This window comes from Sodalis ligni (assembly GCF_016865525.2).
In the GTDB taxonomy this organism is placed as follows: domain Bacteria; phylum Pseudomonadota; class Gammaproteobacteria; order Enterobacterales; family Enterobacteriaceae; genus Acerihabitans; species Acerihabitans ligni.
Window position 1 is genome coordinate 5,564,419 of the sequence record NZ_CP075169.1, and the last position, 15,901, is coordinate 5,580,319.

Consider the following 15,901-nt stretch of genomic DNA (forward strand, 5'->3'; position numbering starts at 1 on the left):
AGGTTTATGACAACTGACGATCCCGCAAATCGCTGGCTATACCGGCCATACGGGCGTTATCCAGCCGGCAATAGCGCAGCGCCGCCGCCAGTAATAAATGAAACATCGCCGGCAAAAAGGTTTCCATACTCCGAATGCCGTGCAGCGACGCGGGCGTTTGATTGCCGATGCCGGGGGTATAAGCCACCCAGATAAAGACCAAGCTGATGATACCGGCGCTGGATGCCCAGGCGAGTTTGATAAAAAACAGGTTAAAGGCGAAGCTCATGCCGGAAGAACGAATACGGGTTTTCCAGAAACCATAATCATCGGCAAACGCCATTAGGGAAAAATGCAGCGTCAGGGTAAAACCGAGGATAACATCGTTAATGAAAATAACCGCCAGCCACAGAGATTGAGAGCCTGGCCCGGTGGAAATGAACCACATCAGGATACCCAAAATCGCCAAGATGATATTGGTGTAATAATACAGTCTGACCGTATCGATACGCCGGGATAATCCATTGACGATCACGGCGCCGATAATGGAGGCCACCGTGACGGCGGTAAAAAACAGCGACGCATAGCCGGGCCCGCCGTGCAGGACATAGGTAATAAAATACATATAGCCGCCGCCGCGGATATTGAACACATTGATCAGCAGAAAAGACATCAGCAGCATCAGTAACAGTTGGTCGTTTTGACGCAGCCCCCGCAGATGTTCCCGCGGTGAAAATTTACCCATTACCGTCAAGGGCACCCGTTCACGCACCCAGAAGAAGCAGCATAAAAACATCGCCACCGCGATAACGCAGAGCACGGCAACCCCGCGTTGATAGCCCTGGGTGTTATTACCGCCCCCCAGGCTGTCCACCAGCCAGGGCAAACCCACGGAAACCAGGAACCCGGCAATACCGCACAGAACGAAACGCCAGGCCTGACAGGAGATCACCTCGCGGTGAACGCCGGTCATGGTATTGATCAGCGCGCAATACGGCACATTGATGGCGGTATAACTCATGGACAGCATGAGATAGGTGATAAAAGCCCAGAGAATTTTGACATGGGGGCCGACGTCCGGCACCGTAAAGGTCAGGACGCCGATGATGCCGATGGGCAGCGCTATCCACAGCTGCCAGGGACGAAAACGGCCCCATCGGCTGACGGTCCGGTCCGCCACCATCCCCATCAGGGGATCGGACACGGCGTCCACCACCCGCAGGACAATAAACAGGGTTCCCACCAGCGCGGGGGTAAGGCCGAAAATGTCGGTATAAAAATGTCAGGAAATTCATGATAAGGCAGGTGATTACCGTGCCCCCGCATCGCCTAAACCATAGCCGATTTTTCGCGGATGGATAAATAGCCGCCGGCGGCAATGGCCTGGTCGGCGGTATTGGGTAGAGAGGTAGTAGACATAGTATTCTCCTCGCTTCTAACGAGTTATTGGCATGCCTTAGGGTTGAGATATTGAATAGGCAATATATAAATATTTTTATTTTCGTGAGATTAAAAGTCGCACACTGCCCCCAGGCAACAAGGTGTGGAAAAGGCATAAAAACGGTACGATTCCGACATAAATTTAAATTTGTGAAGCAGATCAATAGAGCGCAGAGAGAAGCTGAAATATCCGGCGATGTTTGCTAATGTTAATTAATTGTGCGATAAAAGTGATTAATTATGCTAGATATATCAGTTAATTACCCCATCAGGATTGAAAATGGCGGACTGTTTATTTCCCGTGGATTGGGCCATCATCCCACCCGTATCCTGGAATCCTACGAACTGATTTTTGTTGAGCAGGGGATATTAGCGATTTCGGAAGACCAGCATGATTTTCATGTCAAGGCCGGGGAATCACTTTTATTATGGCCGGGGAGAAAACACGAGGGAATCGGCAATTTCCCGCCGGATTTAAAATTTTACTGGCTGCATTTCGGTATTATTGCCGCTCGTCCCGCAATTCAGTACGTATTGAAATTACCCATACCGCAATACAGTAAAATACGCGATCCTCACCGGTTTATTACGCTGTTCAGACTGTTCCTCAGCGAACAGGAAAATCGCTCACCCCCCTCCTCTCTGGAGCTGGTTCTGCTGTTGCTGCTACAGCAAGTGGCGGACGGCTGGACCGAAAGCACTGAACCGGCGGAACCGGGAATGGCATTGGCCTGGAAGGCGCAGCAGCTGATCGGCACCCAGTTTCATTTACCTCTCACCGCCTCTGGTTTGGCGGCACAGTTATTTTGCAATGCCGATTATCTTGGGCGTGTATTTAAAATGACCTTCCGCATGACCCTCACCGAGGCAATTCACCGGCGGCGCATCGGCAACGCTGAAAAAATGCTGGTGGCCGACTGCGGCGCCATTGCCGATATCGCGAAACGCTGCGGCTTTCCGGATGTCGCCTACTTCCGGCGTCTCTTCCGCCGGCTGACTGGTTTAACCCCGCTGGAATACAAAAAACGCTACTGCAAGGAACATGTCAATTCGGACATAATTTGAATAATTCGAGTCGCAGGAGGAGGGAAAAGCGCCTGCAACTTGAGGTATGACGAGTAGATTTAGCGTTAAATGTCCCAATCCTCCACCAGCATCAGCCCGGCCCGTAAACCTATCGCCACGTCAGGGTTGGGAAAGAGTACCCACTCCTTTTCCTCCCGGACCCGATATTCATTACCCGTCTCCCTGGCCAGCAGTTCGCCTCGGTCAAAAGAGGTGAAATTCAGCGCGTCGGCGGGGATAAGCAGAGTGAAATCGGCCCGGGTACGGGTAATCTGCTGGCTCACGCGATAGCACTTGACCGGCGGCCCGAGACGTTCCGGCAACGCCTCGCCGCTGATAAGCGCCCACAGGGCGGCGCGGACGCCGTTGAATTGGGCGAGGTCATTTGCGCCGAACGGCAGCGCCTTGCCAAGTTCCAGCGTGACGCTGGCAGCGGAAAATTGTTCGCTGCTGTAATGGGTAAAGGTGGTACCGGCGGCGCGATGCCTGACCAGGGCATCCAACTGCGCGGCGTTGAGCCAATGGAGCAGCGCCGGGTCATGGCCGCCGGGCTGATAGGGCAGCAGACCGAAACGCACGTGGCGGGATCCCCGAATCGCCGTATGCATATCCAGGTGCCAGCGGCAGCGATCCTCCGGCAGGAAGAACCGGCCGAGATGCCGTTGCAAAAGCCGGCAGCGTAAGGTTTCGTTGCTCTGCGGCAGGGGCGCGCCCATGGGGAGCGCCGGGTCGGCATCCGCATGACCTGGTTGCGCATCGGCATGCCGCAAAAGGCCATGGTCATTCTTTTCCGCGGGGTCCCTGCCGGCGACATTAGCTTCATCCCAGGCTTTGTCGCTGGCGCCGCCGCCGCCGAACAGCCGGTTCAAATCGTAATCAATATAACGTTTTCCAGCCCGCAGCGCCTGCGGGTTGCCTAATATCACCAGCAGACGCGGCGCCAACAGCATCCGTCCGGTCATAAGCTCCGCCAGCAGAAGATTGATGAGCTCCACCGGCGCGGTTTCATTGCCATGTATACCGGCGGACAGCACCAGGGACGTCGCCGCCGGCCGGCGGGGCAATAGCTCTAGCACCCCCTCCTCCAGCCACTCCCAGGTCAGCCACGGCGTTTCTCCCCAGCGTTCAGCCGGCGGGTGGCCGACCAATGTCAACTCAAGAAAGTCAGCATCAGTCAATGAAAACGCTCCTTTTCAATCAGACGGAGTATCAAAGCTCAGACCCGGCGTCAGGGTCTCCGGCAGGGTCAGCAGTTCGCTCTCCAGCGAGGCCATGGGCCAGGCGCAGTAATCCGCCGCATAATAGGCGCCGGGACGATGATTGCCTGACGCGCCGATGCCGCCGAAGGGCGCATTGCTGGCGGCGCCGGCAAGAGGCTTGTTCCAGTTGACGATGCCGGCGCGGGCCTCCAGCAGCAACTGTTCGAACTGGCTGCGATGGGGGGAAATCAGTCCCATGGACAGGCCGAACCGCGTATGGTTCGCCATGGCAACGGCCTCATCAAACCGGTCATAACGCCTCACCGTCAACAGCGGACCGAAATACTCTTCGTCGGGGATATCCGCCATCCCGCCGACATCGATAATACCCGGCGACAGCAGGCTGCTGTCGGGCAGCAGGTGCGTCATTAACAGCAGCGGCTTGCCCCCGAGCGCCTGCAGCCGTTGTTGCGTGAACAGCAGGTTGGTGGCCGCCGTGGTCGTTATCAGGCCCCCCATGAAGGGCGGCGGCGTGCTGTCCCAAGGACCGATACGCAATGTCCCGCTCACCTCCACCATACGGCGCAACAGCGCATCCCCCATGGCCCCGCGCCTCACCAGCAGACGACGGGCGCAGGTACAGCGCTGGCCGGCGGAAATAAACGCGGACTGTATAATCACATTCACCGCCGCGTCCATATCCTCCACGTCTTCCACAATCAGCGCATTGTTGCCGCCCATCTCCAGCGCGAGCATTTTTTCCGGCCGCCCGCCCATATATTTGTGAAACCGATAACCGGTAGCGGCGCTGCCGGTAAACAGCGCCCCGTCGATTTCAGCGCTCATGCCCAGTTCCGCGCCGGTATCCGGCCCCCCTTGCACCAGGTTGATCACTCCCGGCGGCAGCTCCGCTTGCTGCCATAACCGCACCTGGAACTCGGCGGTCATGGGCGTATATTCGCTGGGCTTGAACACCAGGGTATTACCCGCCAGCAGCGCGGGGACGATATGGCCGTTGGGAAGATGTCCCGGGAAATTATAGGGACCGAACACCGCCATGACGCCATGGGGACGGTGACGCAGCGTGGCCCGGCCGTCAGCCAGAGGCGTATCGCTTACACCGGTGCGGACCTGGTAGGCTTGTACTGAAATAGCCACCTTGTTGATCATGGACTGCACTTCTGTCCGGCCCTCCCAAAGAGGCTTGCTGGTTTCCTGGGAAATAATGGTGGCCAGTTCATCTTTCTGCTGTGCCAGCAGCGCGGCAAAACGCTCAAGAAAACGGATTCTCTCCGTCAGCGGCAGCCTGGCCCATGCGGGAAACGCGGCACGGGCGGCTCGGCAGGCGGACTGCACATCTGACCCATCCGCTTCCTGACCTATCCATAAATGCTTGCCGGAAACCGGGCATTCTTTAGTAAATATCATGCCGTGACCACACAGCCAGTTACCGTTGATAAAATGAGACATGAGTATTTCTCCGTGGCGATTGTATGACCGCTGTTTATATTACCGCCGCGAGAACAGCGGCCTCCCGTCAGAAAGTATCCTACCTTGATGATAGAGCCGGAACGTTGACAAATGTCCCAACGGCAATGCGCTCTCGTTATCACGCCATGGGTCTGCCTGCCAAGAGGAGGGACTTACAGAGCCGGTAGCGCAAACACCGGTGATAGGCTCAGTCTGACACCAGCTTCAGTTCGTCATCCGAAAGGCCGGTCACTTCTTTGATCATGATGCGGTTCACGCCGCGCAATAAGAGCTGTCGTGCCACCTCCTGTTTCCCTTCTCTTTTGCCTTCTCTTTTGCCTTCTCTTTTGCCTTCTCTTTTGCCTTCTCTTTTGCCTTCTCTTTTGCCTTCCAACCTACCCTCATCTTTCAATTGCTGCGCTATGGTCATCATTTCTTCTTTCTCCAAAAAAAGCGGCGCTTGTTCCTTTAATTTATTAATTAATAACTGACTATCAAAAGTTTTCCCTGCCTGCAAGATATAGCGAAACAGGCTTCTACGCAGCTCAAAGGACGGTTGCCACTGGTTTATCAGGGTGCCGAGATCCTCCACCAACGTCCCTATATCCCGGATACGGATATGTTTAAGCACCAATTCCAGCATGGCAACCCGGCCATGAGTCTTAATTTCATCATCCGGTATCATGGTGAGATCGATTACCGGAAAGGGGTGGTTGTATACCTGCCGGGCTAATTCATTATCCTCAAAACAATCAAACCAGCCGTTTTTGTAGGGATAACCTTTTCGGACCCCATGATAAAACAGTAGAGGTACCACTACCGGCAGCCGTTTATTGCCTTTGTCCAGATGCTGCTGCATGGCCGCCAGGCTGTAACGCATCAAACGAAAGGCCATCATTTTCTGCGGGCTGCTCTGGTGTTCAATCAAACAATAGATATAACCCTTGCCTCGCCGGGTCCGCACCGAATACAACATATCCGAGCAGTGATGACGCAGATTGAGTTCTATAAAAGAGCCTGAACACAATGAGAGTGTATTGAAATGACACTGGTGACGTAAAGAGGGCGGCAAATGATTATTAAAAAAATCTCGGGCGACGTCGATTTCGCCGAGAAACTTCTTGAATAAAGCATCATGATGAGAATAATTTATTATCATATAGGATATCCTTATCACTAATTTAATATTAATAATAAAGGTCAGTTATTCCAAAGAGAGTTATTTACAAATTATGCTAAACATCATAACGGACCTAAATAATAAGTCGAACAAAAACCAGCTCGATACGGTAAATAAATTTCGTATTAAACCGTATATATGAGGTTATACATTTGCGCTATGCCGTCTTAGCTTGGCGGCACGGCATCGCCGCAAAAAAGCCTATGGATGAAATCAATCCCCTAGAATATACCGGCCGGCGGGTGTCCCGCCGGGCCGGTCGTATTCTCACTAACCATCGCCTTCAGACGGCGGCTTTTATCGGCGGCTTAATGCGGAACCAGGCGGCATAGAGCGCGGGCAGGAAAATCAGCGTCAGCACCGTACCGCCAATGGTGCCGCCGATGAGGGTAAACGCCAGCGAACCCCAAAAAACCGAAAAGGTCAGCGGGATAAACGCCAACACCGCCGCCAGCGCCGTCAGGATCACCGGACGCGCCCGCTGCACCGTGGCCTCCACCACCGCGTCGTAGGGCGTTAGCCCCTCATGCTGGTTGCTGTGTATCTGGCCTATGAGAATCAGGGTATTGCGCATGATGATACCCGCCAGCCCGATAAGGCCCAGAATGGTATTGAACCCGAACGGCTGGTTAAACAGCAATAGCGTCGGCACCACGCCCACCAATGCCAGCGGCGCGGTGAGCAGCACCATGGCCATGGCCGACAGCGAACGCACCTGGAAAATAATCGCAATCATCATCAGGATCAGCATTAACGGGAAAATCGCGGCCAGCGCGGTGTTGGCCTTGCCCGCTTCTTCCAGAGCGGCTCCGGTTTCAATGCGGTAACCCGCGGGCAGCTTAGCCATGATGGGCTGGAGGCTTTTGATGATTTGCAGCGCGACTTCCGGCGGCTGTTGACCGTCGGCAATATCTCCCCGCACGGTAATGGCGGTCATGCGATCCCGGCGATGAATAATCGGATCCTCCATGCGGATGTCTGTATGACCGATTTGTTCAAGGGGTATCCGCTGCCCCTGGCTGCCGGTAAGGGTGAAGTCCCCGAGTTTTGCCGGATCCAGCCTTTCGCCGCCGGCGCTGCGTGCTACTACCTCAACGGTGCGGATATCCTCGCGAACCTGGGTAACCGACACGCCGTTCAGTAAAAATTGCAATTGTTGCGCGGCGTTCTGGGAACTGAGGCCGAAGGATTGCAGCCGATCCTGATCCAGCACGAAATGGACGGTAGGCACCCGCTCGCCCCAGTCGGTATTCACCTGGCGCATGGAGGTGTTGTCCAGCATTACCTGCCGGACCTGCCGGGCTATGTCCCGCACGATTTCCCTGTCGGACCCCATGACCCGGAACGCCACCGGAAACGGCGAGTAGGGACCGAATACCAGTTGCGTGACCCGCACCCGCGCCTCGGGGGCCAATCCGTCGGCCACCGCCTGCCGGGCGTGATACTTGAGCGTTTCCCGGGCCTGTTCATTCTCGGTGAGTACTACGATCTTGGCGAAGGAGGGATCGGGCAATTCCGGCGACATGGCCAGATAGAACCGCGGCGCGCCCTGGCCGATGTAAGAGGTGACCAGTCTGGCTTCCGGCTGCCGCTTCAGCCACTCCTCCACTTTAGCGGTCGCCGCGCTGGTGGCCTCGATGGTGCTGCCCTCGGGCAGTTGCACTTCCAATAACACTTCCGGCCGGTCGGAGACGGGGAAAAACTGCTGTTTTACCGCCCCCAGACCAAAAAACGCCACCAGGAAAAACAGACCCACCACCAGCACTACTTTCTTATTGTGGGCTACCGCGCGGGCGATCAGGGAACGTAGCTGTTTATAGCGCGGCGTACCGTATATCGCTTTATGACCGCCCGGAATGGGCTTGATATCCGGCAGCAGCTTCACGCCGAGATAGGGGGTAAACGCCCCCGCCACCAGCCAGGAGGTGAGCAGGGCAAAGGCCACGATCCAGAAGATATTGCCGGCGTATTCACCGGCGCTGGAGGCGGCAAAGCCTACCGGCATCAGGCCGATGGAGGTCACCAGCGCGCCGGCCAGGCGGGGCGACGCCGTGCTGACCCAGGCCTGACCGGAGGCGTAGATGCGATCAAACCCCTCCTCCATGCGCACCACCATGGTTTCAATGACGATGATGGCATCGTCCACCAGCAGACCCAGCGCCAATATCAGCGCGCCGAGGGTAATGCGGTCGAAGTCGCGGCCGGTGGCCAGCATAATGATAAACACGCCGGCCAGGGTCAGCGGCACCGCCGCCGCCACCACAATTCCCACTCGCCACCCAAGGCTCACCAGGCTGACGGTTATCACCACCGCCAGGGCAACGAAAAATTTCAGCATGAATTCGTTGTAGGATTCTTTGATATTTACCGCCTGATCGGTGACTTTGGTGAACGTCAGGCCCAGCGGCATCCCGGCGGAGATGTCCGCCGCTTCCTTCTCCAGCGCTTTACCCAGCACCAGCCCGTTATAGCGATCGCGCATCACGATACCCAGCAACAGCGCCGGCTCGTCCTGATTTCGGATCAGATAGGTGGAGGGATCTTCATAACCGCGCTTGACGTCGGCCACATCAGAAAGCTTCAGCGTCCGGCCGGCGGCAACGATGGGGGTATCGCGGATTTTTTGCAGACTATTGAATGCCCCGTCCAGGCGAATCTGGATTTGCGGTCCGTTAGCGTCGATGGAACCCGCCGGCGTCACGCTGTTTTGCGCGTTGAGGGCGGTAAAAATATCCTGGGCGGAAACCCCTAGGGTGGCCAGGCGGGCATAGGAAAACTCGACATATATCCGTTCCGGCCGCTCGCCGATGATATTGACTTTTTTGACTCCCGGCACGCCCAGCAGGCGCTGGCGCAGGGTTTCCGCCTGGCGCACCAGTAATCGCGGCGGTTCTCCCCGTGCTTTCAGGGCATAGAGGGCAAAGGTGACATCGGCGTATTCATCGTTAATGGTGGGACCGATAACACCTACCGGCAGATTGGCGGCCTCATCGCCGAGCTTCTTGCGCGCCTGGTAGAACTCCTCCTGGACCTCCGACGGAGGCGTGGAGTCTTTCAGTGTAACGGTGGTAAAGGCCAGACCGGGCCGGGTATAGGTTTCAGTCCGGTCATACCATTTCAATTCCTGCATCCGTTTTTCCAGCGGCTCGGCAACCTGATCCTGCATTTCCTGCGCGGTGGCGCCGGGCCAGGCGGTGACTACCGTCATGACCTTGATGGTAAATACCGGATCTTCCGCCCGTCCCAGCTTCAGGAAAGCGAAGGCGCCGGCGGCGGAAATCGCGACGATAAGAAACAGCGTGACGGCCCGTTCACGTACCGCCAGGGCGGAAAGATTAAACCCGCTCATTTCACCGCCCCGCCGTTATCGGCCAGGCGCACGGCTTCGTCCTGATGCAGCAGATGGGCGCCGAGGGCGACAAAACGATCGCCGGGTTTCAGGCCGCCGGAGAGAATGGCGCTCTCCTCCGTCAGGCCGGAGAGCCGAACCGCCCGCCATACCGCTTTGGGTTTATCCCCCGCCACCAGCCAGACGCCGGGCCCCTGTCCTTCATCGTACAACGCCCCCAGCGGTACGCTCACCAATCCGTCGGCGCCGGGATCGGGCAGGGCAACGGTGACGGTTGCGCCCAAGGGAGCGGTAACCATGGCTCCCGACAGGACATAACGGGCCTCGAAGGTGCGGGTCTGCGGATCGGCGGTATCGGATAGCTGGCGCAGCGTCGCCCTGCCGCTCATGGGCCGGTCGCCATACAGCCTGGCCTGCCCGGTGGTGCCAAGGAGGGGCCGCTGTGTTTCCGGCAAGTACACCACCGCTTCCCGCGGTCCGGCGTGGGCGAGCTTCACCACGGTTTGCCCGGCAGAGACCACCTGCCCCGGTTCAGCCAGAGTCTCCATCACCACGCCGTCGTCATCGGCGGTCAGCACCGAATAACCGGCCTGATGGCGGGCGACATCCTCCTGCGCCTGCGCCGCATTGAGCTGGGCACGGGCCGAATCGGCGGCGGCCTTGGCCTGATCATAGGCGGAGGCGGAGACCACCCCCTTTGCCACCAGCGTCCGATAGCGCCGCTCGTCGGCGGAAGTTTGCGCCGCCAGCGCCCGGGCGGCCATCACCGCGCCGGTTTGCGCCTGGGCGGCCAGGGCTAAATCGGCGGGATCGATTTGCATCAGCGGCTGGCCGCGGTTCACCGTCGCGCCGGCATCCACCAGACGCCGCACCACCTTACCGGCGACGCGAAAACCCAGCTCGCTCTGCACCCTGGCCACCACAGTGCCGGTATAGGCTTTTTCAGCGTGGCTGAATTCCTCCACCACAGCGGTGCGCACCAGGGGCGACCCGGTGCGGGGATCCGGCTGTTGGGCCTGGCCGCAGGCGGTCAAGCCGAACGCCAGGGGGACGGCAACAAAAACCAGAAAGGTGGAACTATTGCGAAACATGGTAATCCTCCGGGAAAACAGAGGAGCCAGTCTGACATCTAGTGACCAAATATGTCAATAGTCACTTAAGACGATCATTTGATACAATTTATCTATGTGAACCGACGTCAGGATAAAGAGTAACGTTAAACCTATGAGACAAATCAATACAATCGGCTACGGGGTCAAGCTTCGCAGTACCAGCTTGATAAGATCATCAATGGCGGCGGGGATGCCGTCAAGTTTATGCTGTAATAATAAGGGGTTAACAAACGACTCCATGGCCAGGAATATGCTGCGGCACTGATCGTCAAGAGGAGTTCGCGTTTCAAATTCACCCGTTTCCCGCCCCTGGCGGAGAATATTTTTCAGCAGTTCCCGCACCTGCCGCTCATATTCCTGGGATGAAGGCCATTTTTCTCCGGTGGAATAAATGACAATGTCATACAGCCGACGATCGGAGAAAAACAGATCGGTGCTGCCGGCGGCGATGGTGGTAAACAAGATGCGCAACCCATCGGCGGCGGTTGAGCCTTCCCCAAGCGCTTCCCGCACCTTGTCCAGCAGGCTGCTGAGGCATTTGTGGCAGATAGCTTCGCCAATGGCCTGTTTCGAATCGAAAAATTTATAAATATAGGCTTTGGAAAAACCGATGGCTTTCGCCAGATCCGACACCGTGGTCTTGCCGTAGCCGTAGTAGCTGAAGTGCTCGTCGGCCGCCAACAGAATCTGATCGCGGATACTATGGTCCGCCGGACCCCGAACCCCGGCATGGGGGGATGCTTTTATATTCATGGCCACATTATACACTGTGCAGGGAACAAAACGAAAAGGCCTCTTCGGCCGCTACGGCGCGGAAAACGATCCCTCACCGATAAAGGCTACACTATAGTTTAAGCATACACTCTTCACATCTGACGGCCTATGCGCCCGTTCTTGACATCAGGAAAGGAAATCAAGCATGACCCAACGACGCAAAACCGACGCGGCGCGGCCCATAGGCGATCACGGCATTATCGGCGATTTACGCACCTGCGCGCTGGTCGCCGTTGACGGCACCATCGATTATTTTTGCTGGCCGGATCTCGATAGCCCGTCGATCTTCACCGCCCTGCTGGACAGCGATGCCGCCGGTATCTTCAGTCTTGCTCCACGCTGGCCCGATGCCCGGCGCCAGCAGCTTTATCTGCCGGATACCAATATCCTGCAAACCCGCTGGCTTGACGACGCCGGCGTGGCTGAAGTGACCGACTATATGCCGATCTGCGACGATCCGCGCCAAACGCCGCGGATCGTTCGCCGTTTGGCGGTATTACAGGGCGAGGCGAATTTTGAGCTGCGCTGCGGACCGGTGCATGACTATGCCCGCGCCGCCACCCGCGCCGCCCGTCATGGGGATGCGGTGGATTTCAGCGCGCCGGGACAGCCGGTGCTGCGTCTGGCGGCCGGCGTTCCGCTGCACATCGAGGGGCATGCCGCGGTGGCCCGCTTTGTACTCAAGGCCGGCGAGTCGCTGGAATTCGTTTTCGGCGGCGCCGAGGATGAGCGCGTGGCGGCGGGGGACAATCTGGCCTGTTTCACCGCCACCCTGCAGTACTGGCGAAACTGGTGTGCCGCCGGTAATTATAAAGGCCGCTGGCGGGAGATGGTGAACCGTTCAGCCCTGGCGCTGAAACTGCTGACCTCCCTGCGCCACGGTTCCATTGCCGCCGCCGCAACCTTCGGATTACCGGAACATCTTGGCGGCGAACGCAATTGGGATTATCGCGCCTCCTGGATCCGCGATGCCTCCTTTAGCGTCTATGCGCTGATGCGCCTGGGTTATACCGGAGAGGCGACCTCCTTTATCAAGTGGGTTGCCCGCTGTCTGGAGCACAGTCAGTACCAGCCGGATAAGCTGCAGGTGATGTATCGGCTGGACAGCGAAACCGACCTGCCGGAGGAGGATTTACCCCATCTGTCCGGCTATGCCGGCTCAACGCCGGTGCGCATCGGCAACCTGGCTTACCGGCAGGTGCAGTTGGATATCTATGGCGAACTGATGGACGCGGTGTACCTGGCCAATAAATACGGTGAAGCCATATCCCATCGAGGCTGGGAACATATCACCAAGATGATCGATCATGTGTGTGAAAACTGGAACCAGGCGGATGCCGGCATCTGGGAAATGCGCGGCGAGCCCCGGCATTTTCTGCATTCGCGCCTGATGTGCTGGGTGGCCATCGATCGCGCCCTGCGGCTGGCGGCGAAACGATCCCTGCCGATGCCCTATGCGCGCTGGGATCAGGCCCGCACGGCGATCCGCGAGGATATCTGGACCCACTTCTGGAATAAGGATCTGGGCCATTTCACCGCCACCCGCCACGGGCAGGATCTGGATGCGTCCATGCTGCTGATGCCGCTGTTCCGGTTCGTCGGCGCCACCGATCCCGACTGGCTTGCCACCCTGGACGCCATTAAACACTCCCTGGTGCAGGACGGGCTGGTCCGGCGCTACAACAATGCCGATACCCCCTCCGATCCGCTGCCCGGCGATGAGGGGGCGTTCGCCGCCTGCTCCTTCTGGTACGTGGAGTGCCTGGCCCGCGCCGATCGCCTGGAGGAAGCGCATTTTGAATTTGAAAAGCTGCTCAGCTATGCCAATCCCCTCGGGCTGTATGCCGAGGAGTTCGACCGGCGGGGATATGCCCTGGGCAATACGCCTCAGGCGCTGACCCACCTGGCCCTGATCAGCGCGGCATTTTTCCTGGAGCGCAAGCTGAACGGCGGCGAGCCGCTCTGGCAACCTTGATGCGCTAACGACCTTACGCAGCGGTGAGTTTGTTGACACAGTGCCCCGCCTTATTGACACCGAGAACGTTTGTCAACCTTCAAGCCGCTCCTTGCTGGACGGTGCGGCTGATTTGCATGGCCAGCGTCACGGATTCACCCGGTTCCAGTATGGCCAGGCCGGGCAATCCCGGCTGGCGATGGGCATTCACCGGGTGGGTCTGCGGTTCAAGGCAGATAAAATCGCTGCCGTCAGGTTGATAGACCATCAGTATATCGGCGCTGCTGCTCAGGGTGACGATGGAGCCGTCAAGGGCATCATGGAGCGCCGCCCTGCCCGGCCAGCCGGAGAAAGCATTATTGATCCATTTATCCCCCGGCACGCGGGGTGAGGAAAAGTTCCACCCGGCGGGCAGCGTATCACGCCAGGGCGCAGGCAGATGGTGCTCCCGTTCCGGCCAATAGCCGTTGCCCTCGAACCACAGCGTCATGGCGGGGGTTTTGGTAAAAAAGGGATGAAACCCCAGCCCGAAGGGAAAGGGCTGGTCGTCAGTATTGGTGATGCCGAGGGTAGCCAGCAGCGTCCCGCCCTGCAGCTGATAGCGCAGCCGGGCATCATACCTGCAGACCCCGGGCAGTACCGATGCCAGCGCCAGGGTGACCGAGTCGGGCTGCCGTTGCTCCAGAGTCCAGGGCCGCAGCCAGCCGTCGCCGTGCAGAAAAAAGCGCTCATCGTAGGGCGACGAAGGCAAGCTTATCCTCTTGCCCCGCCAGTGAAAAGCGTTGCCCTCCACCCGGTTCGCCATGGGCAGCATGGGAAACAGGGCGCATTCCCCCGGCGGCGCCAGGGGGTTGATGGTGGGCCGCAGAATATTGACGCCGTCCGGCGTGGCGAGGTTTAACAGCGCGCCCCCCTGCAGTCTGCACCGCAGGGAAAGCTCGTTATTATTCAGCGTGATGTTGTGCATAATCCAGCTCCGCCTGGTCGCCGAAGCGCTGTTCCAGCGCCTCCAGCGTGACGCCTTTGGTTTCCGGCACTTTACGCCAGATAAAGGTAAACCCGGCCAGGCAAATAATGCCGTACAGCAGGAAACTGCCCGAGGCCCCCAGCGCGGCGTTTAACAGCGGGAAGGTATAGGTCAGCAGGAAACAGGCCACCCAGAGGGAGAAGGTCCCCACCGCCATGGCCATACCGCGTACCCGGTTGGGAAAAATTTCCGACAGCAATACCCAGGTGACCGGCGCCAGGGTCAGGGCATAGATGGCGATGGCCACCAGTACCAGCAACAGCACCGGCATACCCATAATGCCGAACGCATAGGCGGCGGCGATCAGGGCATAGATAATGGTCAGTCCCAGGGAACCCAGCAGCATCAGCTTGCGGCGGCCGAGCTTGTCCACCAGCGGCAGAGCGATAATGGTAAAGATAAGATTGATAAGGCCGGTGGCGACAATGGACTTCAGCGTATCGTTGATATCAAAGCCGGCGGAAGCAAAGATCTCCTGGGCATAATTAAAGATAACGTTGATGCCGCACCACTGCTGGAACACCGCCAGTACGATACCGATAATCATCACCGGCCGGACCCGGCGGGCGAACAGCTGCGGCAACCGGACCCGCCGCGCATCGTCCGCGTCCATGGAGCGGCGAATTTCCGCCAGCATCGTGCGGGCATAATCGGCGTTGCCGATTTTGACCAGCACTTTTTCCGCCTTCTCGAAGCGGCCGACCTTCACCAGCCAGCGAGGGGATTCGGGCACCGTAAACAGCAGAATCAAAAACGCCACCGCCGGTACCGCGCCGGAGCCGAACATCCAGCGCCAGCCCATTTGACCGTTCCATGACTGGGCAATGGCCGCCATGCCTGCATTAACGGCAACCGGCTCGGCTATCATGAGGTTCACCAACTGGGCCGCCAGCACGCCGATGACGATGGTCAGTTGATTCACCGCCACAAAGGTGCCGCGCTTTTCCGCCGGACTGACTTCGGCGATATACATGGGGGATAGTGCCGACGCCAGGCCGATACCGATGCCGCCGATAATCCGGAATGCCACAAACACCTCGAAGTTATGCGCCGTGGCCGCTCCCCAGGCCGACGCGGTGAACAGCACCGCCGCCAGCAGCAGCGGCAGTTTACGGCCGAAACGGTCGGACAGCGTGCCGGAGATGATGGCCCCCACCACGCAGCCGGCCAGGGCTGAACTCATCGCCCAGCCGGACTGGGCCGGATTGGTGATACCGAAATAGGCTTCATAGAACGGCTTGGCGCCGCCTATCACCACCCAGTCATAACCGAACAGCAGACCGCCGCAGGCGGCCACCAGACAAATAGACCAGACATAGGCAAGATTAAGCTGACTTTTGTGTTTCATACGA

At 58.1% G+C, this 15,901-nt stretch carries 10 protein-coding genes and 1 pseudogene; 2 read left to right on the plus strand and 9 right to left on the minus strand.

Annotated elements, in window-relative coordinates:
• Window positions 1-4 precede the first annotated feature (4 nt).
• A pseudogene (locus GTU79_RS26005) lies at window positions 5-1,327 on the minus strand (MFS transporter); the annotation flags it as partial.
• A gap of 332 nt (window positions 1,328-1,659) precedes the next feature.
• Here GTU79_RS26005 and GTU79_RS26010 point away from each other — a divergent pair.
• On the plus strand, window positions 1,660-2,484 hold the full coding sequence (locus tag GTU79_RS26010; RefSeq protein ID WP_214513515.1) for a helix-turn-helix domain-containing protein: 825 nt from the start codon (window positions 1,660-1,662) through the stop codon (window positions 2,482-2,484).
• A 65-nt stretch (window positions 2,485-2,549) separates the two neighbouring features.
• On the opposite strand, the gene GTU79_RS26015 is transcribed toward GTU79_RS26010, so the two are convergent.
• The 6 genes from GTU79_RS26015 to GTU79_RS26040 all read right to left on the minus strand — a co-directional run bounded on the left by GTU79_RS26015 (window position 2,550) and on the right by GTU79_RS26040 (window position 11,547).
• The gene (locus tag GTU79_RS26015) at window positions 2,550-3,662 is read right to left on the minus strand and encodes a succinylglutamate desuccinylase (protein ID WP_253073430.1); all 1,113 of its coding nucleotides are present in this window, start codon (window positions 3,660-3,662) and stop codon (window positions 2,550-2,552) included.
• 15 nt (window positions 3,663-3,677) lie between these two features.
• Entirely contained in the window at window positions 3,678-5,153 is a 1,476-nt protein-coding gene (astD, locus tag GTU79_RS26020) for a succinylglutamate-semialdehyde dehydrogenase (RefSeq protein WP_203520762.1), read from the minus strand.
• A gap of 208 nt (window positions 5,154-5,361) precedes the next feature.
• Complete coding sequence (locus GTU79_RS26025; protein WP_203520760.1) at window positions 5,362-6,312, minus strand: Rpn family recombination-promoting nuclease/putative transposase; 951 nt, start codon at window positions 6,310-6,312, stop codon at window positions 5,362-5,364.
• A 304-nt stretch (window positions 6,313-6,616) separates the two neighbouring features.
• A complete protein-coding gene (locus GTU79_RS26030) occupies window positions 6,617-9,682 on the minus strand; it encodes an efflux RND transporter permease subunit (RefSeq protein WP_203520758.1) in 3,066 nt (1,021 codons plus the stop codon).
• Window positions 9,679-10,773: an efflux RND transporter periplasmic adaptor subunit gene (locus GTU79_RS26035; RefSeq protein ID WP_214513516.1), complete on the minus strand. Its 1,095-nt coding sequence runs from the start codon at window positions 10,771-10,773 to the stop codon at window positions 9,679-9,681. The genes GTU79_RS26030 and GTU79_RS26035 overlap by 4 nt, the downstream gene beginning before the upstream one ends.
• A gap of 156 nt (window positions 10,774-10,929) precedes the next feature.
• A complete protein-coding gene (locus GTU79_RS26040) occupies window positions 10,930-11,547 on the minus strand; it encodes a TetR/AcrR family transcriptional regulator (protein ID WP_203520755.1) in 618 nt (205 codons plus the stop codon).
• A gap of 166 nt (window positions 11,548-11,713) precedes the next feature.
• Here GTU79_RS26040 and GTU79_RS26045 point away from each other — a divergent pair, with 166 nt between their 5' ends.
• Window positions 11,714-13,543 carry a glycoside hydrolase family 15 protein gene (locus GTU79_RS26045; protein ID WP_203520753.1) on the plus strand — a complete coding sequence of 610 codons (1,830 nt, stop codon included), beginning with the start codon at window positions 11,714-11,716 and terminating at the stop codon, window positions 13,541-13,543.
• Between the two features lie 79 nt (window positions 13,544-13,622).
• Here the strand turns inward: GTU79_RS26045 and GTU79_RS26050 are convergent, their stop codons facing one another.
• Both GTU79_RS26050 and GTU79_RS26055 read right to left on the minus strand, forming a co-directional pair.
• Window positions 13,623-14,489 carry an aldose 1-epimerase gene (locus GTU79_RS26050; protein ID WP_203520751.1) on the minus strand — a complete coding sequence of 289 codons (867 nt, stop codon included), beginning with the start codon at window positions 14,487-14,489 and terminating at the stop codon, window positions 13,623-13,625.
• Window positions 14,467-15,897, minus strand: coding sequence for a sugar porter family MFS transporter (locus GTU79_RS26055; RefSeq protein WP_203520749.1), 1,431 nt, complete (start codon window positions 15,895-15,897; stop codon window positions 14,467-14,469). The genes GTU79_RS26050 and GTU79_RS26055 overlap by 23 nt, the downstream gene beginning before the upstream one ends.
• Window positions 15,898-15,901 lie beyond the last annotated feature (4 nt).

Coding starts and splice junctions, on each gene's coding strand:
- GTU79_RS26010 (WP_214513515.1), top strand. CDS start 1,660: ATGCTAGATATATCAGTTAATTACCCCATCAGGATTGAAAATGGCGGA.
- GTU79_RS26055 (WP_203520749.1), bottom strand. CDS start 15,897: ATGAAACACAAAAGTCAGCTTAATCTTGCCTATGTCTGGTCTATTTGT.
- GTU79_RS26035 (WP_214513516.1), bottom strand. CDS start 10,773: ATGTTTCGCAATAGTTCCACCTTTCTGGTTTTTGTTGCCGTCCCCCTG.
- astD (WP_203520762.1), bottom strand. CDS start 5,153: ATGTCTCATTTTATCAACGGTAACTGGCTGTGTGGTCACGGCATGATA.
- GTU79_RS26030 (WP_203520758.1), bottom strand. CDS start 9,682: ATGAGCGGGTTTAATCTTTCCGCCCTGGCGGTACGTGAACGGGCCGTC.
- GTU79_RS26025 (WP_203520760.1), bottom strand. CDS start 6,312: ATGATAATAAATTATTCTCATCATGATGCTTTATTCAAGAAGTTTCTC.
- GTU79_RS26050 (WP_203520751.1), bottom strand. CDS start 14,489: ATGCACAACATCACGCTGAATAATAACGAGCTTTCCCTGCGGTGCAGA.
- GTU79_RS26045 (WP_203520753.1), top strand. CDS start 11,714: ATGACCCAACGACGCAAAACCGACGCGGCGCGGCCCATAGGCGATCAC.
- GTU79_RS26040 (WP_203520755.1), bottom strand. CDS start 11,547: ATGAATATAAAAGCATCCCCCCATGCCGGGGTTCGGGGTCCGGCGGAC.